This window comes from Mycobacterium sp. URHB0021 (genome assembly GCF_054057895.1).
In genome coordinates, this window is record NZ_JBSRZT010000002.1 from 1,527,353 (window position 1) to 1,544,601 (window position 17,249).

The window sequence follows — 17,249 nt, forward strand, 5'->3', positions numbered from 1 at the left end:
ACGACCCCGACGAGGGCAGGAGGACGCATGGCCGCACAAGTAGCGTTGACCACCGACATCGGTGAGGGACTGGGTCGCTGGAGTCTCGGCGACGACGACGCCCTGCTCGACATCGTCACCAGCGCCAACATCGCATGCGGCTTCCACGGCGGCGATCCGGGCACCATGCGCCGGACATGCGCCATCTCGGTCAAGAACGGCGTCGCCATCGGCGCTCAGGTGAGCTACCGCGATCTGCACGGCTTCGGACGCCGATACATCGCCATCCCCGGCGCCGAACTGCGCGACGATCTGCTGTACCAGATGGGGGCGTTGGAAGTCTTCGCACGGATCGCGGGGGGTCAGGTCGACTTCGTCCGCGCGCACGGGGCGCTCTGGACCGTCATGACCAAGGACACCGAACATGCCCAGGCGATCGTCGACGCGACCGTCGAATTCAACAAGGATCTTCCGCTTCTCGCGCCGCCGAACACCGAAGTCTGGCGGCTCGGCGAGCAGGCGGGCCTCCGCATGATCGCCGAGGCGTTCGTCGATCGGGCCTACACGCCGGAGGGCCTGCTTCAGTCCCGCCTGGAGCCCAACGCGCTGCTGACCGATCCCGACCAGGCCGCCGCGCGGGCGGTCCAGATGGTCACCGAAGGCCACCTCACGGCGAACGACGGCAGCGAGGTCGACGTCAAGGCCGAGGCGTTGCTGGTGCACTGCGATACCCCCGGCGCTGTCGAAATCGCGCGCAAGACCCGTGCTGCACTGGAGGCCGCGGGGGTCGAGCTCGTTCCCATTCGGTGACCGCGTCCCCGGCGTCCGCGCCGGTCCTTCGCCCGTGCGGCGACGCGGCGTGGCTGCTCGATCTCGGTGACAATCGGCTGGTCCACCGCTGGGCCGCCGCCGTGCGGGAGGCCGGCCTGCCAGGCGTATGCGAAGTGGTTCCGGGACTGACGACGCTGTTGGTCAGCCTCGATCCTGACGTCGCCAGCGCGGCCACCCTTCGTGCCGCGCTCGCCGAACTCCAGCCCGGCTCCGAGACGGCGAGCGGCGACGAGCGACATGTCATCGAAGTGCGCTACGACGGCGCGGACCTCCACGATGTCGCCCGCCTCACCGGACTGTCCGCGGCCGAAGTGGTGGACGCCCACACCGGCAAGCCGTGGTGGGTGGCGTTCTGCGGTTTCGCGCCGGGTTTCTCCTACCTCGTCGGCGGCGACCCGCGGCTGCGCGTGCCGCGGCGCGACGAGGCGCGCGTCCGGGTGCCGGCCGGAGCCGTCGCCATCGCGGGCGAGTTCTCGTCGATCTACCCCCGCGTCTCGCCCGGCGGCTGGCAGCTGCTCGGCCACACCGACGCGGTGTTGTGGGACGCCGGCGCCGACCCGCCCGCACTGCTGCGGCCCGGCGCGGTGGTCCAGTTCCGCGACGTGACGTGATGACCAGGCTGATCGTCGAATCCGTTGGCGTGCTGGCTCTCGTCGAGGACCACGGCCGCCGCGGTTTCGCGCACCTTGGCGTCGGACGATCCGGCGCCGCCGACCGCGCCTCCTGCGACCTGGCGAACCGGTTGGTCGGCAACCGGGCGGGCGCCGCGTGCATCGAGACGACGCTGGGCCGGCTCGCGTTCCGCGTCGACGCGCCGGCGTTGGTCGCGGTGACAGGAGCCGCCGTCGCCATCCGCTGCGGCGCCCGGGCCCAGGCGGTCAATGCGGCCTTCCCGGCCCGCGCGGGCGACACCGTCACCTTGGGGGCGCCGACGACCGGTCTGCGCACCTACATCGCGGTGCGCGGCGGCATCGCGGGAGAGCAGGTGCTCGGGTCGGCGTCGTGGGACACCATGGCCCAGCTCGGGACGCCGCCCCTGCAACCCGGCGACGTCCTGGAGGTCGGCAATGTCGCGGCGGAGTGGCCGGCCACCGATCTCGCGCCCGTTGCGGCGATGCCAACCGGACTTCTCGAACTGCCGCTGCTACTCGGCCCGCGCGACGACTGGTTCACCGGTGAGGCGCTCGATCGGTTGGCGGCCGACGAGTTCACCGTCACCTCCGATGCCGACCGCATCGGCATCCGGTTGGACGGTCCAGACCTGCCGCGGCTTCGCTGTGGGGAACTCGCCAGCGAAGGTGTCGTCCTCGGCGCGCTACAGGTGCCGACCCGGGGCCGGCCGACGTTGTTCCTCGCGGACCGGCCCGTGACCGGCGGGTACCCGGTCATCGGAGTGGTGCCACAGTCGGGCGTGAACCGGGCCGCGCAAGCAGTGCCCGGCACGCGCATCCGGTTCCAGCCACGCCGCCACGCAGAGCTGTGAACAGGTGACAAATGGACGGATGTCAGTTGGCTATCTGTGACATGGAGCACAGTCAATATTTGCAATAGCGTGGGTTTTTCATAGGCCTCGCAAACAGAGAGGACGACATGTCGGCGACTTTCGGGCTGGCCCTGGAGAACTTCACCTCCGCCCAGAAAACGCCCCGGATCGAGGAATTGCTCGTCACGGCTCGCCGAGCCGAGCAGCTCGGGTTCACCTCTCTCTGGGCGTGGGACCATCTCTTCCTCGGCAGTCGACAGCCCTTCCCGCAACTGGAGGCCCTGTCGACGCTGGCGGTGCTGGCCACCCACACCAAGACCATCGAGCTCGGGACCGGAGTCCTGGTGCTGCCGATCCGCGATCCGGCGCTGTTGGCCAAGACCGCGGCCACGATCCAGGCGATTTCGCACGGGCGGCTACGGCTCGGGGTGGCGGCCGGGTGGTACCAGCGCGAGTTCGACGCCACCGGCACGCCGTTCAAGACCCGGGGCCGCATCTTCGAGCGCAACCTCGAGATCTGCATGAACCTCTGGACGCAGGACGAGGTAACCGGCACCTGGGACGACCTGTCGTTCCGCCGCGTGAAGATGCTCCCGGTCCCGCAGCCGCGGCCCCAGGTCCTCATCGGCGGGTACGTCGACCGGGTGCTCAAGCGTGTCGCCACGCTCGGCGACGGCTGGCTGACCTACTTCTACACACCCGAGGCGTTCACCGCATCCTGGTCGAAGATCCGGAGGTACGCCGAGGAGGCCGGCCGCGACCCTGCCGGACTGCGCTCGGTCAACCAGCTGCCGATCTGCATCGGCTCCTCGAAGGAGCGGGCCCAGGCCCTCACCGGCCCGTGGCTCGCGTCGTACTTCGACACGCCGGAGTGGAGCAGTGCGACACCCGACAGCGCCATCTGCGGGACTCCGGAGGACTGCGCCGAGCAGATCGCGGCGCACCTCGACGCCGGCGTCGGCGAAATCTGCCTGATCCCGCACGGGTACGACCCCGAGCAGATGGAGCGCTGCGCCGCCGAGGTGCTGCCGCTGCTCGGCAGGACGAAGGGGGCGGCGTGAGCGCACGACTGGCCACGCCCGGCGTCGACGTCGCACGCGCCGAGCTCGAAGAGCTCGCCCGGACCACCGACGACAAGCTGACGACGGCCGCGGAAGCCGTTCGTCGGCTGGTGCCGGACGACGCGGTGATCGGGGTGGGCGGCACCAACCACGCCCGCACACCCATGGCGTTGCTGATCGAGGTGCTCCGGCAGGGACGTACCGGGCTGACGATGACCCGCCCGCTGTCGTGCTTCGAAGTGGAGCTGATGCTGGCCACCGGGATGGCCGACCGGGTGATGACCAGCTGGGTCGGCATCGGCCACGGCTGGGGGCTCGCCCCGGTGTTGCGTCATCTGGTCGAGAACGGGCGCGCGACATTCGAGGAGTGGAGCCACCTCGGCATCGGACTCCGCTACAAGGCCGGGGCGATGGGAGTCCCCTACCTCCCGACCGTGAGCATGCTCGGCTCCGACATCGACCGGCAGCTGGACTTGGCGAAGGTCACCTGTCCCTACACCGGCCAGCTCCTCAACGCGGTGCCGAGCCTCAACCCCGACGTGGCGCTGGTGCACGTCCAGCGCGCAGACAAACTCGGCAACGCGCAGATCGACGGCTACCAGTTGATGGACACCGACCTCGTGCTCGCCGCCCGTCGGGTGATCGTCACCGCCGAGGAGATCGTCACCACCGACCAGTTCCGCCGCGACCCCGCCCGCACCGTCATCCCCGGATTCGCCGTCGACGCCGTCGTCCACCAACCGATGGGCGCCTACCCGCACGAGTGTTACGGCCACTACGAGGCCGATGGCGATGAGTTCACCGCCTATATGCGGGCGGTGAAGGCCGGCGGCGTCGACGGCGCGCGCGCGTACGTCGCGGCGCTGATCGCCCACCCCGATCACGACGCCTACCTCGCCTCCATCGACCCGGCGCGGCTGGCGGTGGTCCGGCGAACCGCTCAGGAGATGCTGCCGCAATGACAGATTCAGTGACCTACCCGCGGGTCGGCCCCCAGCACACCGATGCCCGGCCCGACGAGATCATGACCGTCGCCGCGAGCCGGCTCCTGGAGGACGGCAAGGTGCTGTTCGCCGGAATCGGCCAGCCACTGGTAGCCGCCGCGATCGCCAAGCGTCGCCAGGCGCCGAACCTCACCGTCCTGCTCGAGGGCGGCATGATCGGCATCGAGCTGATGCCGGGCGAACTGCCCGCCTCGACCAACGAGGTTCGCGCGGCGGTCGGAGCCCAGATGCTCACCACCGCCACCGATATCTTCCTGATGGCGCAGCGCGGCTACTTCGACTACGGATTCATCGGCGCGGCGCAGGTCGATCGGTACGGCAACGTCAACACCAGCGTCGTCGGCGACCCCGCGAAGCCGACGGTCCGGCTGCCCGGGCCGGGCGGCGCCAACGACATCGCGTCGATGTGCAACCAGGTCGTGGTCGTCACCCAGCATGAACGCCGCCGTTTCGTCGAGCGGGTCGACTTCGTGACCAGCCCGGGCTACTTGACCGGCGGAACCAGCCGGTGCGACAGCGGGCTCCTGCACGGCGGCCCGCGGTGGGTTGTCACCGATCTGGCGCTGCTCGACTTCGCCCCCGAGTCCCACCGGATGAGGGTGAGGGCCGTGCAGACCGGCGTGACCCTCGATCAGGTACAGGAATCCACCGGCTTCGAATTGCTCGTGCACGATCCGCTCGACGAGTTACCCCCGGTCGAGGACGACGAGCTCGCGCTGTTCCGGCACCTCGTGGGCGGTCCGCAAGAGGGTGGCAGGGAGGCATCGCGATGACGGTTCAAGAGACGGTGTCCCCCGCCGACCGCACCCCGGCGACCTGTTTCGAATACCAGCGGGCCGAATCCTGGGCCGACGCCGTCGAGCTGCTCGGGCTGTGGGACGGCGAGGCCAAGATCCTGGCCGGCGGCCAGAGCCTGGTCCCGATGCTGAACCTGCGTCTGGCGTTCCCGGCCGCGCTCATCGACGTGAACCCGGTCGCGGCCGCCGAACCCCGGGTCGAGGGCGACCACCTCGTGATCGACGCCAACACCCGCCACCGCGTGCTCGCCGGTTCCGAGGCCGTCCGCACGCATGCCCCGCTGCTGGCGCACGCCGTCCAGTTCGTCGGCAACGTGCGGGTGCGAAACCGCGGCACCTTCGGTGGCTCGCTCGCGCACGCCGATCCGACCGCCGAGATCGCGGCGATCACCTTGGCCACGGGCGGCGAGATCGTCGTGCAGGGACCGGCAGGCGAGCGGACCATCGCCGCCGAAGACTTCTTCATCACCTACCTCACGACCGCGATGGAACCCGACGAGGTGGTGACCGGCGCCCGGTTTCCGGTCGCCGGCGATGCCCGCTGGGGTTTTCACGAGGTCGTCCGCCGCTACTCCGACTTCGCCACCGTGAGCGTCAGCGTCCTCGCGAGGCCCGACCCGACGGGCGGCCCTCCGCAGCTACGCGTGGTGCTCGGCGGCGTCGCCGACCGGCCGATCCTCGTCGAGCAGAACCTGCTCGAGCCGGTGCTCGGCGACCCCGGCAACCCCGATCGGGCCCGCGAGAGCGCCGAGGCGATCGCGGCGTCCCTGGACCCCGACACCGATCTACACGCAACCGCCGACTACCGACGGCGTCTGGTCTCCGTCCACACCCGGCGCCTGCTGGAGCACGTACTCACCGAGGGAGGTGCAGCATGATCCGGACCCAACTCACGCTCCGCGTCAACGACCGCGAGCACGAGGTCTGGGTGCGCAACGACCGCACCCTGCTCGACGTCCTGCACGACGACCTCGGGATGCCCGACGTCCGCTACGGCTGTGCCGAGGGTGTCTGCGGCACCTGCACCGTCCTGATGGACGGCGACCCCGTCAGCGCTTGCACCGTCTACGCCGTCCAGGCAGAGGGCCATCAGATCGTCACCCTGCGCGGCTGGTCAGACCCCCAGGACGAGCCGCATCCGCTGCAGAAGCGGTTCCTGGAGCGCGGCGCCTCGCAGTGCGGCTTCTGCACCGCAGGCATGCTGCTCACCGCGGCCACCATGGCCGAGCGAAACCCGGGGGCCTCTCGAGAGGAGATCCGCCACGAGTTGGTCGGCAACCTGTGCCGATGCACCGGCTACCAGGCGATCGTGGACGCGGTCGAGGACCATCTTCATACGCTGGCAGACCAGACCGCCGAGGCGGGCGGTGCCCAATGACCACTGTCGAGCCCGGAACCACACCGGACACCACCGAGCCGCCTCACGCCCCTGCCGAGTGGAACCCGGACGCCGACTCGGGGCCTCAGGAACGCGAGCGGAACTTCCGCATCGTCGGCCAGTCACCGGCGCACCACGACTTCGTCAACAAAGTCCGCGGCACCCTGTTGTACGCCGCCGATTGGAGCCTGCCGGGCATGGTCCACGGAAGAGTGGTCCGCTCCGACGTCGGCTCCGCCAAGATCGTCAGCATCGACACCTCGGCCGCCGAGCGCCTCGAGGGCGTGGTTGCCGTCCTGACCGCGGCGGACGTGCCGCACAACGCGATCGTCGAGCACGCCAGCGGTGGACTCGGCGAACTCACCGTCGAGCAGCCCGTGCTCGCCGTCGACCGGATCCGATACGTCGGAGAGCCGGTCGCGATCGTGGCCGCCACCGACCCGGAGACCGCGGCCGAGGCCGCGGACCTTGTCCAAGTCGACTACGAACCCCTGCCGGGCGTGTACAGCCCGCAGGACGCGCTGGCCGATGGCGCTCCGCTCGTGCACGACGAAGGCAACGTGCTGGTCAACTGGCACCTGGATCGCGGCGACATCGACGCGGCATTCGCTGAAGCGAGTGTCGTCGTCGAAAACACCTACCGCAGCCAGCATGTCGAGCACGCCTACCTCGAAACGGAAGCCGGTGTGGGCTGGCTCGAAAACGACGTGGTCACCCTGCGCATCTCGACGCAGGTCATCGAGCACGCCGTCGAGATCGCGAACATCCTGGGGTTGCCGCAGAGCCAGGTACGCGTGATCGCCTCGTATATGGGCGGCGGCTTCGGCGGCAAGGAGGACATGACCGTCGAGCCGTATATCGCCCTGCTGGTCTGGCGGACCCGCCGGCCGGTGCGGATGGTCTGGTCGCGGCAGGAGTCCATCCTGGCCAGCACCAAGCGGCACCCGTTCACCATGCACTACCGCACCGCGGCCACCGCGGAAGGCAAGATCCTCGCCGTCGAGGCCGACATCGTCGGCGACGCCGGTGCCTACCCCTGCCTCAGTGCCAGGGTGCTGTTCGCAGGGGCAGCATTGTCGACGGGTCCGTACCGGGTGCCCGCGGTCCGCGTCCGATCCAGGGCCGTCTTCACCAACAACGTGCCTGCCAGCGCCTTCCGCGGCTTCGGCGCCATGCAAGTGCACTTCGCGTACGAATCCCAGATGGATGCGCTGGCCGCACAGCTCGGGCTCAGCCGCGAGGAGGTACGCGACCGCAACTACATAGAGAAAGGCGATCTCACCGCTGCTGGTGAACCAGTCACCACCGCGGTCGCCGTTCGTGAAACCAGGCAAGCCGTCCTGGAAATGCTCGGCGAGCCCAACCGGCCCAGGGGCCCACACAAGGTCGTCGGGCAAGGCTTCGGCTGCGGCATGCAGCCTTATGGGCGCACGATCTGGTTCCGCGACCACGCTGCGGCATGGGTGACGCTTCAGGCCGACGGCACGTTGCTGATCCGCAGCGGCGTGACCGATCTGGGCGCGGGCCAAGCCGCCAGCCTGTGCCAGATCGCCTCCGAGATCCTCGGCGTCGCGCTGAGCGACATCAGCGTCTATATCGGAGACACCGCGCTGAACCCGCCGGCCGGTGGAACCTTCGCCACCCGTCAGCTCTACATGTCGGGCAACGCGATCCTGCGGGCGGCGCGGAAGCTGCGCGACCAGCTGACCCCGCTGGCGGCCAAGGAACTCGGCGTCCACGAAGACGCACTGGTCTGGGCCGACGGGATGGTGCGCACCGAAGGCGGCGATACCGGCCTGAGCCTGCCCGAGCTTGTCCGCGTCGCCAACGAAGCGCGGGTCGACACCTCCGTGCTGAACACCTGGCGGGCACGGACCGGCGGTTTCGATCCGAACGAGGGCCAGGGCCACACCTTCCCGGACTACACCTTCGGCACCCACGCCGCCGAGGTCGAGGTGGACCTCGAGACCGGCGACATCCAGCTACTCAAGTACGCCGCCTGCCACGATGTCGGACGAGCCATCAACCCGGTTCGGGTGGAGGGCCAGATCATCGGCGGCGCCGCGCAAGGCATCGGCTACGCGCTGATGGAGGACTGTGTCACCGATGAAGGCCATCCCATGTCGTCATTGTTCGCGGATTACCTGATCCCGTCGTCCATGGATCTGCCCGACATCGGGGTGGCGATCGTCGAAAGCGGCGAGGGCCGAGGCCCGCTCAACGCCCGCGGCGTCGGCGAACCCCCGATCGGCCCACCCGCGGCCACCATCGCCAGCGCCGTGGAAGCCGCCATCGGTATTCGGCCCACCGAACTGCCCATCACCGCCGAGCGGGTGCTGGCACTGCTCGACCAACGCGCCCGGCAGGCGACCAAGAATGGAGAGCGTCCGTGAAGCTTCAACACCAGACCAGTGTCGGTGCCAAACCCGAAGACGTGTGGGCGTTCCTGCAGGACACGCCGGCGGTGGTCCAGTGCATGCCCGGCGCCGAGCTCGTCGACGACCTCGGCGACGACCGCTATGAGGGTGTGCTGCGGGTCGGTATCGGACCGCTCAAGATGAACTACGCGGGTGAGGCCTCGGTGGTGGAGCGCGACGCCGAAACGCACCGCATCGTGCTCGACGCCAGCGGCCGCGACCGACGCGGCTCCGGCTCCGTCGCGGCCCACGTCCAGCTGCAGGTGGCCCCCACCGACTCGGGCAGCCGGATCGACGTCGTCTCCGATATCGATCTCACCGGCCGAATCGCCTCGCTGGGGCGGGGGATTCGCGACGTCTCGAACACGATGTTCGTCGCATTCGCCGATCAGCTCAGCGCGCGCGTCGAGCACCCCGGCCAGACCACCCCGGCGCCGAGGGCGCAGCACCGGGAGGCCGCAACGGCCACGACGACCGCGGCAGCGCCCGGCCGGCCGCCACTCGATCAGGCGGCGACGAGTGAAATCAAGGTCTTTTCGTTGCTCTGGACGGTCACCAGAACTCGTTTCGCCGACTTCCTGGAGCGGCTGAGCATTCGCGTGCGGCCGAGCTGACGACCGCCGTCGGCCCCTGAATCTGCGAGGAAGCCATGAGCGAATCGAGCGATATGAGTGCGAAGCCGGGTGCCGACGATCTGGATTTCACGTCGGAGGCCGAGCGCGGGGGCGTGCCGCGGGAGATGTTCTTCGTCTTCGCCGGTGTCAACGTCGCGGTGACCAACCTCGCCGTCGGCGCGCTGGGCATCGTGCTGGGACTGTCGTTGGCCGACGTCCTGCTGGTGTACTTCCTCGGCGCCTTCGTCGGGTCGGCCTGCGTGGGTCTGTGCGTCCTGCAGGGACAGCGAACGGGCGCGTCGGTCATGGTCAACGCGCGACCGGCGTTCGGGTTCGAAGGTGCGCGGCTGCTTGCGGTACTGCTGTTCTTCACCACCGCCGGATGGTTCGGCGTCAACAGCTACTTCGGCGTCACGGCCGCCAGGAGTATCGCTGGGCAGTTCGGCGTCGCCGGTGGTCGCGGAACCGACGTGGTGCTCTTGGTGGTGCTGACCATCCTGCTCGTGCTTGTTGCCGTCTACGGGTACCGACTGATCACGAAATACGAGCGCGTCGCGTTCATCGGGATGGGGCTCTCGCTGGTGGTCATCGCCATCGGCGCCTTCGCGGGCGGTGTCGACTGGGGCCATCCCGCAACCGTTTACGGCGCGGAGCGGCTTGGTGCGATCGCCGTGCTGGTGACAGCCCTGGGCATCGGGTGGGGCGTCTCATGGACCCCGTTCGCACACGACTTCGGCCGGTATGTCCGCCGAGACGCGCCGCAGCGCAAGCTCTTTCTGATGGCGAGCGCGGGTATGTACGTCGGCACGTTCTGCACCTTCTCCCTCTCGGCGATCATTGCGACAAGCGCGGCGTCGAGCCTCGATGTCGGCAAGACGGTCGAGGCGGCGCTACCGGAAGCGGTGGCCTGGCCGGTCCTGCTGGTGATGACTCTCGGCCTCCTGCCGGCCAACCTCGTCAACCTGTTCGTCGGACCGGCGGTGCTCAAAACCGCGGGCCTGCGCCTCAATCGCCTCCAGGGCGTGCTCGTGACCGCCCTCGTCGGCACCCCCATCGCCGTCGTCGGCATCTACCAGCCCGAGTTCGGGTCCACCTTTAAGGCGTGGATGCTGACCTTGGTGATGTGGCTGACTCCGTGGTTCGTGATCACGATGACCGACTATTTCCTCGTCCACCGCGGCCACTACACCGAGACCGACCTGGTCGCGAAAAACGGTGTCGCCGGGCGGTTCTTCACCCCCGGGATTGTTGCCTGGGTGCTGGGCCTCGTGGTCTCCGTGGCCTTTGCGAACACTCCCATTTTCGCGTCGCCACTCATGACGGAATTTCTCGGCGGCGCCGACCTGAGTCTCTTCGCCGGCGCGCTGGTGTCGTTCGCGATCTATTACCCCTGGGCGTTGTCGCGCAAGAGAGCGCTGGCGCGAGGAGGCACCGCCCCGACTGCCGCAGTGCATCCCGAGCCCACGACGAGCGGCTAAAAGGACTGCCGCATGCGCGACGTGCTACCCGAGTTGATGAAGTCGTGGGAGAGGGGCGAGACCGTCGGCCTCGGCACGGTGGTCGCGACGTTCCGATCGGCGCCCCGGCCGCCCGGCGCCTCGATGCTGGTCTGCCCGGACGGGTCGGCGGTCGGCTCGGTATCCGGCGGATGTGTTGAGGGCGCCGTGTACGACCTCGCGCAGTCGGTCGTCGAATCGGGGGATCCGGTGTTGCAGCGCTACGGCGTTTCCGACGACGACGCCTTCGAGATCGGACTGACCTGCGGCGGAATTCTCGACGTCTACATCGAGAAGGTGAATCGGGAGACCTTCTCCGAACTCGGCGAGATTGCTCAGTGCGTCGAGGCCGCCCGCCCGGTCGCGCTCGCCACCGTGATCGAGCACCCCGATCCGTCGTGGTTGGGACGACGGCTCGTCGTGCGTCCCGGCCGTGAGGGGGCGCCCGAGTCGCAGGGCACACTGGGATCGTCGCGCGCCGACGACGCGGTGCGGGACGACGCCTTGGGGCTCCTGGCCGCCGGCACCAGCGCAACGCTGACCTACGGCTGCGACGGCGAGCGCCGGGGAGCGGGGATGCGGATCTTCGTCTGGGCGTTCGCACCCAAGCCACGGTTACTGGTGTTCGGTGCGATCGACTTCGCCGCCGCGGTAGCCCGGGTTGGTTCCTTCCTGGGCTATCACGTGACGGTGTGCGACGCCCGGCCGGTGTTTGCGACCAGCAGCCGATTCCCTGAGGCCGACCAGGTGGTGGTGGATTGGCCGCATCGCTATCTGAGCGCCGAAAAGGAGGCCGGCAGGATCGACCCGCGAACTGTGGTCACCGTGCTGACTCACGACCCGAAGTTCGACGTGCCGCTGCTCGAGGTGGCGCTGCGAATGCCGGAGATCGCCTACATCGGGGCCATGGGGTCGCGACGCACCCATCGGGATCGGATGGATCGGTTGCGGCGGGCCGGGCTCACCGAGGAGGAGCTGGATCGGCTGTTCAGCCCGATCGGCCTGGACCTCGGTGCGCGTACCCTGGAGGAGACCGCCATCTCCATCGTCGCCGAGATCATCGCCCGGCGCTGGGGCGGCACCGGGCGGCACCTCAACCAGACAGCCGGCGCGATCCACGAGACACCCGACCGCACTTTGGCCGCCCCAGGCCTCACCTTGGCTGGGGCACAAGGGTTTTCTGCATCTCGGTGATCTGTAGTGCGACGCCTACCTGGATCGCCACCGGTGTGCTCGTGCTGAACGGACCGAGGAGCCGTTCGAGTTTGGCCAGCCGGTAGCGCAGGGTGTTGTAGTGGTAGTGGAGGTGACGCGCCGCCTCCGCCATATTCATGTTGTGTTCGATCAGCGTCTCCAACGTCTGGAACATCTCTGATCTCTCGGGCTCGCCGAGGCGCATCAGCGGCCCGAGTGTCTCCTCTGCGAACGTGCGCAGGTCCTCGTCGCCGACCTGAGCCAGGAGTCTGAACAGCCCGAGCTCGCCATACGCGGTCACCGCGTTCTTCCCCGACACCCGGTATCCCAGCCGTAAAGCGGTGCGAGCCTCCTGGTACGCGGTCGAGATGCCGCCGGGCCCCCCGTATCTACGGCTGACGCCGATGGCGTACGCGCCGTGCGCGAACTGCGCCACCTCGGCCTGCACCGAGCGCGCGATGGCCAGCACGTCCTTGTCTGCTCCGATGACTGCCACCAGTTCGGAGCCGAGGCCGGCGGTCGCCGCTGACCGGTCCCTGCCCCGCACCGCGGACGCCCAGAATTCGATGGCCCGCTCGTCCGCCAGACGGGACTGGCGTTTGCTGCGATGGGTTTCGTCGGCAGTGCCTTCCTTGCCTTCCCTGCGGCCCACCAGCACGACGATGTTGCGCTCCAGATCCCATCCGAAGCCCGAACCCAGGGTGGCGTATTCCGCGGACTCGAAATCGCTGCCGGTGATCAGCTCGAACAGCGCGTTGGACGCGAAGCGGCGCTCCACGGCGCCGACCGCGAGGTCACGCGTCACCTCGAGTGCTGCCACGATCGCGGCTTGCTCGACGGCCACCATGCTGAACTCGCCGAACGGCCGGTCCGCTTCGACGGCGATCACGAAGCCGTGATGGAGCCGGCCGGCGCGAATCTCATGTGAAGCCCAACGCTTCCCCGTCGACTCGTCGGTGTGGGTGCCCGCCGAGCCCAGCCGCATGACATCCACCGAGTCCGAGGTCAGCAAACGCAGTTTGGCCAAGGGAGCCTCGTCTCCCGCGAGGGTCACGACGCTTCCCTGGGGATCCGAGATTACGACGCTCGCGTCGCCGAGAAGACCGGACAGCTTGCGCGCCAACTCGGCAAGACCACCTCCGGACAGTGTGATCTCGAGGAAAGAATGGTGGATCTCTTGGGCTCTGGCCAACGCGGCGGCCTGCCGGTTCACGATGGTGGCAAACGCCTTGCTCAAGATGTCGTCAAACCGTATGCGTTCCGGGATGACGACCAGCGGCAGGCCGAGCTGGTCGGCGATGTCGATCATCTCTTGCGAGAGCTCGGGCATGTACCGATCGAGTTTGATGCCGAATCCCGCCAGCCCGAGGCGGTGTAGGTCGGTCAGCAGCTGGCCCTGCCCCGCATTGTCGCGGGGCAGCGGATAGCCGGTTGCGAGCAGGAACTCGTCCTGCCTGACCCACCGACCGATGTCCGGAACCGTCATGACGTTCACCGCGCTGATGGATCGTCCTAGACCGGCGCGTCCGGCAACCAGGCTGGCGCCGGTCAGCACCTCGTCGTTGAGCAACTCGGCAAGGGTGAGGGTCTGGCCCGAGGTTTCGGCCGCGGCGTCATGTTGCTCCATGGGCTGCCAGCCTAGGCGCAGACTGCCAACGATTTCGGCACTTTTTCGTAATAGTAGCCATGGGTTCCCCGTGCCACAGTTCGTATGGTCCTGGATACCGGCCGGCGTGCGCCGACGCTCGCGGTACCGATGAGGAGGAGCATCATGCAGCAGAGTTGGTATGCCGGGTCGGTGGCCGTCTCATGAGCGAGACCGTCGCGATCCTGGGTGGCACGGGCAACCTGGGCTTCGGGCTCGCGATTCGCCTCGGTGTCGCCGGATACTCGGTCTGCCTGGGGTCTCGTGACCCTGAGCGGGCACGGGCGGCCGCCCGGCGGGCACACGACCTGATCGGCCGTGACAACTTCATCGGCTGCCTGAACGACGACGCGGTTGCCCAGGCCGATCGGCTGGTCGTGGCCGCCGTGCCGTTCGCGAGCCACGTGGCGATCCTGCAAGGCGTCGCCGACCGGTGGCGGCCCGGTCAGGTGCTGTTGGATACGACGGTTCCGCTGGCCACCGCCGTGGGTGGACGCCCGACCCATCTGGTCGAGCCCTGGCACGGCTCGGCCGCGCAGCAAGCACGCGCAGCGATCAGTGGCGATGTCGCCGTCGCCTCGGGACTGCACACGATCAGCGCAGCGGCACTGCGAAATCTCGGCCGTCCACTCGATCAGGACACGCTGATTTGCGGCGATCGGGCGGCGAAGGCTGTGGTCACCGAGGCCCTGGAGTGTATTGACGGCCTCCGTGTCGTCGATGCTGGGTCGCTCGAAATGAGCCGCCTTCTCGAAGGACTCACCCCGGTCCTCATCGGCATCAACATCCGCAACAAGACCCACGCCGGCATCCAGGTGACGCATCTCGGCATAGGGGCGGCGATGGGGTGAGGCGCCAAAGCGCGAAGCCCTGCACTGGCGACAGGTGACAATGACGGGTGGCGGTGGAGCTCTTAGGCTTCAAAGGCACTGTGATCTGAGTCATACCGGTGACCTGGGGGGATTTTGTGAGCACTGTCGGTGACAAGAGCGTGATCGAGGCGGCATCAGTCAGCGCGTGCGAGGTCATCGCCGATCCCAGCCGGACGGCGCTGCTCATCATCGACATGCAGAACGACTTCGTCCGCCCGGAGGCCAAGCTGTCGACGCCGGGCGCCGCGGGGCTCATTCCGATCATCGCCGCCTTCGCCCAGGCGTGCCGACAGCGTGGTTTCCCGGTTGTCTACACGCGGGAGATGCACCGACCGAAGCTCGAGGACTTCGGCATCGAAGGCTGCTTCGAGCCGCCCCATTGTCTCGAAGGAACCACGGGGCCCGAGATCGTCGCCGGTCTGGAACCGCACAAGGCCGATTTCGTCATATCGGCCAAGCGCCGGTACGACGCGTTCCTCGGAACCGAGCTGGATTTGCTCCTGCGCGGGCTCCGGATCGAGAACCTCATCTTCGCGGGGGTCTGTACCGACATCTGCGTGCTGTCCTCGGTTATCACGGCGCGCAATCTCGACTACCGGTGTTATGTGCTTCGGGACGCGGTGGACGCGACGTGTCCTCCGCGCCAAGAGGCTGCCCTGATGTCCATGAGCCATGTGTTCGCCCACGTCGGTGACACGGCCGCGGCGGCTGATTTCTTCGGGCTCGGGGCGGACGTCCGGCAGGGCGCCGGAGCGCTTTCTTCTCGGTCCTGATACCACACGCATCCTTCTCGTTTGTGATAGTGCGCAGTTTGCTGAAATTGCCGCTCGCCGCGTGGCGGTTGGCACCTCGTGACAAAGATTCGGCGTCGAAGTTGGCTCTCGATCATGTGTGCAAGAGCACGCGCCGACTCTAGCGTGATTGCCATCACACCTTCCTCCTGGCCTGGAAATCGAGGAACCCGATGAATGACCACAGCGCGCACATGACGACAAGCCTGAAGTCGCCCTCCGCTGAGAAGCCCGGCAGGACCTTGGCGCTCGAACGGCGGGGCATCGCCCACGTCCCGACGGACCGGCGCTACGGCAACCCGCGAAATCAGTTCACGGTGCGATTCGCGCCCGTCATCTATCTCGCCGGCATCTACCTGGGCGCCAGCGGCGGTCCCCTGGGTCTCGGCTTCACCGGAAGCGTCACGGCGATCGTTCTCGCCAACATCCTCGGGTCGATCGTCACCGGCTTGTGCGCAGTGATGGGCCCGCGACTCGGGATGCCGCAGCTGCCGATGGGACGAGCCCCGTTCGGGTACTTCGGGAACTATCTGCCCGCGTTCCTCACACTCCTGATGTGCATCGGCTACTACAGCGTCGGCACGGTGCTGGGAGCCAAGTCGCTGGCCGGACTCTTGAACGCCCCGTACGCCCCCACCGTCGTGGTCGTCGCTGCCGTGAGCATCCTGATCGCAATCTTCGGATACCGCATCCTGCACACGATGGGCAAGATCATCACGAATGTGAGCATCGTCGTACTGACCGTCGTCTCGGTCGTCCTGCTCTTCCACGGCGGCGGACCGGGAACGGAGGCCACCGCCTCTGGCGCCGACTACTGGCTGGCGTGGTCGGTGCTCTTCACGGCCGTATTCGGCTACACGGCAAGCTGGGCGCCGTACGCGTCGGATTATTCGCGATATCTGCCCGAGAACAGCAAGCCGGTGTCGATCTTCGGCGCAGCCACCCTCGGTCTGTTCGCGTCGACCACCTGGATGATGTGCCTCGGCGCCGGACTCATCACGCTCCTGCCGGACGGCGATGTGCTCGACACCTTCGGCCTGGCATTGCCTGACTGGCTGCGCTACGTCGTATTGCTCACCCTGGGGTTGTCGGCCATCCCGCACAACTCCGTCAATCTCTACAGCGGCGCGATGAACACGCTGACCTGTGACGTGAAACTGCCGCAGTGGGTGACGGTGACGATTGCGGGTCTCATCGGGCTGGTGATCGCCTTGGTGTTCGGCGGAGACCAGTTCCAGGCGAACTTCCTGCTCTTCCTGCACGTCTTGTCGTACTACATCACGCCGTGGGTCGCGGTCCTGCTGATCGACTACTACGTCGTCCAACGGGCCGGACGGAGAATGCTGCCGGTGGAGAACTTCTATACCCCCACGGGCGCGTTCGGGCGGTTCAACGTGGCGGGACTGGTGGCATTGCTGGTGGGCGTCCTCGTCTCGGTGCCCTTCATGGCCAACGACTTCTACACCGGGCCGATCGGTGCCAGCCTTGATGGCGCCGACCTGAGCTACTTCGTGTCCGGCATCGTCGCGGCAGTGATCTACCTGGCGATGCGACGCATGTTTGCGCCACGCGACCCCCTGGCATCGCCCGCCGATCGCAACGTGCCTTCGCGGCTGCAGAAGTAGGTCCGCCAGTTCGACCGGAGCCGACCCGCTCACGCGGGTCGGCTCCGTCGAGTACGGCGGCA

The 17,249-nt window shown here is 68.0% G+C and carries 16 protein-coding genes; 15 read left to right on the forward strand and 1 reads right to left on the reverse strand.

Going from position 1 to position 17,249, the window contains the following annotated elements; all coding sequences use genetic code 11:
- Positions 1-27 precede the first annotated feature (27 nt).
- The 12 genes from ACVWWN_RS09705 to ACVWWN_RS09760 all read left to right on the forward strand — a co-directional run bounded on the left by ACVWWN_RS09705 (position 28) and on the right by ACVWWN_RS09760 (position 12,254).
- Positions 28-789, forward strand: a complete 762-nt coding sequence (locus tag ACVWWN_RS09705) for a LamB/YcsF family protein (RefSeq protein WP_457143705.1) — start codon at positions 28-30, stop codon at positions 787-789.
- Complete coding sequence (locus ACVWWN_RS09710; RefSeq protein ID WP_457143706.1) at positions 786-1,421, forward strand: 5-oxoprolinase subunit B family protein; 636 nt, start codon at positions 786-788, stop codon at positions 1,419-1,421. The genes ACVWWN_RS09705 and ACVWWN_RS09710 overlap by 4 nt, the downstream gene beginning before the upstream one ends.
- On the forward strand, positions 1,421-2,293 hold the full coding sequence (locus ACVWWN_RS09715) for a 5-oxoprolinase subunit C family protein (protein ID WP_457143707.1): 873 nt from the start codon (positions 1,421-1,423) through the stop codon (positions 2,291-2,293). The genes ACVWWN_RS09710 and ACVWWN_RS09715 overlap by 1 nt, the downstream gene beginning before the upstream one ends.
- Positions 2,294-2,400: 107 nt before the next feature.
- On the forward strand, positions 2,401-3,354 hold the full coding sequence (locus ACVWWN_RS09720; RefSeq protein ID WP_457143708.1) for an LLM class flavin-dependent oxidoreductase: 954 nt from the start codon (positions 2,401-2,403) through the stop codon (positions 3,352-3,354).
- A complete protein-coding gene (locus ACVWWN_RS09725; RefSeq protein ID WP_457143709.1) occupies positions 3,351-4,316 on the forward strand; it encodes a CoA transferase subunit A in 966 nt (321 codons plus the stop codon). Before ACVWWN_RS09720 ends, ACVWWN_RS09725 begins: the two co-directional genes overlap by 4 nt.
- Complete coding sequence (locus tag ACVWWN_RS09730; RefSeq protein WP_457143710.1) at positions 4,313-5,131, forward strand: CoA-transferase subunit beta; 819 nt, start codon at positions 4,313-4,315, stop codon at positions 5,129-5,131. Before ACVWWN_RS09725 ends, ACVWWN_RS09730 begins: the two co-directional genes overlap by 4 nt.
- Positions 5,128-6,033: an FAD binding domain-containing protein gene (locus ACVWWN_RS09735; protein ID WP_457143711.1), complete on the forward strand. Its 906-nt coding sequence runs from the start codon at positions 5,128-5,130 to the stop codon at positions 6,031-6,033. Before ACVWWN_RS09730 ends, ACVWWN_RS09735 begins: the two co-directional genes overlap by 4 nt.
- A complete protein-coding gene (locus ACVWWN_RS09740; protein WP_457143712.1) occupies positions 6,030-6,533 on the forward strand; it encodes a (2Fe-2S)-binding protein in 504 nt (167 codons plus the stop codon). The genes ACVWWN_RS09735 and ACVWWN_RS09740 overlap by 4 nt, the downstream gene beginning before the upstream one ends.
- Positions 6,530-8,926 carry a xanthine dehydrogenase family protein molybdopterin-binding subunit gene (locus ACVWWN_RS09745; protein WP_457143713.1) on the forward strand — a complete coding sequence of 799 codons (2,397 nt, stop codon included), beginning with the start codon at positions 6,530-6,532 and terminating at the stop codon, positions 8,924-8,926. The genes ACVWWN_RS09740 and ACVWWN_RS09745 overlap by 4 nt, the downstream gene beginning before the upstream one ends.
- Positions 8,923-9,564: an SRPBCC family protein gene (locus ACVWWN_RS09750; protein WP_457143714.1), complete on the forward strand. Its 642-nt coding sequence runs from the start codon at positions 8,923-8,925 to the stop codon at positions 9,562-9,564. Before ACVWWN_RS09745 ends, ACVWWN_RS09750 begins: the two co-directional genes overlap by 4 nt.
- Before the next feature lie 35 nt (positions 9,565-9,599).
- Positions 9,600-11,042 (forward strand): purine-cytosine permease family protein, encoded by a 1,443-nt coding sequence (locus tag ACVWWN_RS09755; RefSeq protein ID WP_457143715.1) that lies wholly within the window; start codon positions 9,600-9,602, stop codon positions 11,040-11,042.
- Between the two features lie 12 nt (positions 11,043-11,054).
- The gene (locus ACVWWN_RS09760) at positions 11,055-12,254 is read left to right on the forward strand and encodes an XdhC family protein (protein ID WP_457143716.1); all 1,200 of its coding nucleotides are present in this window, start codon (positions 11,055-11,057) and stop codon (positions 12,252-12,254) included.
- Here the strand turns inward: ACVWWN_RS09760 and ACVWWN_RS09765 are convergent.
- On the reverse strand, positions 12,214-13,881 hold the full coding sequence (locus ACVWWN_RS09765; RefSeq protein ID WP_457143717.1) for a PucR family transcriptional regulator: 1,668 nt from the start codon (positions 13,879-13,881) through the stop codon (positions 12,214-12,216). The genes ACVWWN_RS09760 and ACVWWN_RS09765 overlap by 41 nt on opposite strands.
- A gap of 182 nt (positions 13,882-14,063) precedes the next feature.
- On the opposite strand from ACVWWN_RS09765, the gene npdG reads away from it, so the two are divergent.
- The 3 genes from npdG (at position 14,064) to ACVWWN_RS09780 (ending at position 17,187) form a co-directional block, all read left to right on the forward strand.
- The gene (npdG, locus tag ACVWWN_RS09770) at positions 14,064-14,750 is read left to right on the forward strand and encodes an NADPH-dependent F420 reductase (protein WP_457143718.1); all 687 of its coding nucleotides are present in this window, start codon (positions 14,064-14,066) and stop codon (positions 14,748-14,750) included.
- A 116-nt stretch (positions 14,751-14,866) separates the two neighbouring features.
- Complete coding sequence (locus ACVWWN_RS09775; protein WP_457143719.1) at positions 14,867-15,544, forward strand: cysteine hydrolase family protein; 678 nt, start codon at positions 14,867-14,869, stop codon at positions 15,542-15,544.
- 212 nt (positions 15,545-15,756) lie between these two features.
- A complete protein-coding gene (locus ACVWWN_RS09780; RefSeq protein ID WP_457143720.1) occupies positions 15,757-17,187 on the forward strand; it encodes a purine-cytosine permease family protein in 1,431 nt (476 codons plus the stop codon).
- Positions 17,188-17,249: the final 62 nt, after the last annotated feature.

What these genes read in the sequence shown, in the direction of transcription:
- ACVWWN_RS09730 (WP_457143710.1), top strand. Translation starts at nt 4,313, where the DNA reads ATGACAGATTCAGTGACCTACCCGCGGGTCGGCCCCCAGCACACCGAT.
- npdG (WP_457143718.1), top strand. Translation starts at nt 14,064, where the DNA reads ATGAGCGAGACCGTCGCGATCCTGGGTGGCACGGGCAACCTGGGCTTC.
- ACVWWN_RS09740 (WP_457143712.1), top strand. Translation starts at nt 6,030, where the DNA reads ATGATCCGGACCCAACTCACGCTCCGCGTCAACGACCGCGAGCACGAG.
- ACVWWN_RS09760 (WP_457143716.1), top strand. Translation starts at nt 11,055, where the DNA reads ATGCGCGACGTGCTACCCGAGTTGATGAAGTCGTGGGAGAGGGGCGAG.
- ACVWWN_RS09705 (WP_457143705.1), top strand. Translation starts at nt 28, where the DNA reads ATGGCCGCACAAGTAGCGTTGACCACCGACATCGGTGAGGGACTGGGT.
- ACVWWN_RS09735 (WP_457143711.1), top strand. Translation starts at nt 5,128, where the DNA reads ATGACGGTTCAAGAGACGGTGTCCCCCGCCGACCGCACCCCGGCGACC.
- ACVWWN_RS09765 (WP_457143717.1), bottom strand. Translation starts at nt 13,881, where the DNA reads ATGGAGCAACATGACGCCGCGGCCGAAACCTCGGGCCAGACCCTCACC.
- ACVWWN_RS09720 (WP_457143708.1), top strand. Translation starts at nt 2,401, where the DNA reads ATGTCGGCGACTTTCGGGCTGGCCCTGGAGAACTTCACCTCCGCCCAG.
- ACVWWN_RS09715 (WP_457143707.1), top strand. Translation starts at nt 1,421, where the DNA reads ATGACCAGGCTGATCGTCGAATCCGTTGGCGTGCTGGCTCTCGTCGAG.
- ACVWWN_RS09745 (WP_457143713.1), top strand. Translation starts at nt 6,530, where the DNA reads ATGACCACTGTCGAGCCCGGAACCACACCGGACACCACCGAGCCGCCT.
- ACVWWN_RS09780 (WP_457143720.1), top strand. Translation starts at nt 15,757, where the DNA reads ATGACGACAAGCCTGAAGTCGCCCTCCGCTGAGAAGCCCGGCAGGACC.
- ACVWWN_RS09755 (WP_457143715.1), top strand. Translation starts at nt 9,600, where the DNA reads ATGAGCGAATCGAGCGATATGAGTGCGAAGCCGGGTGCCGACGATCTG.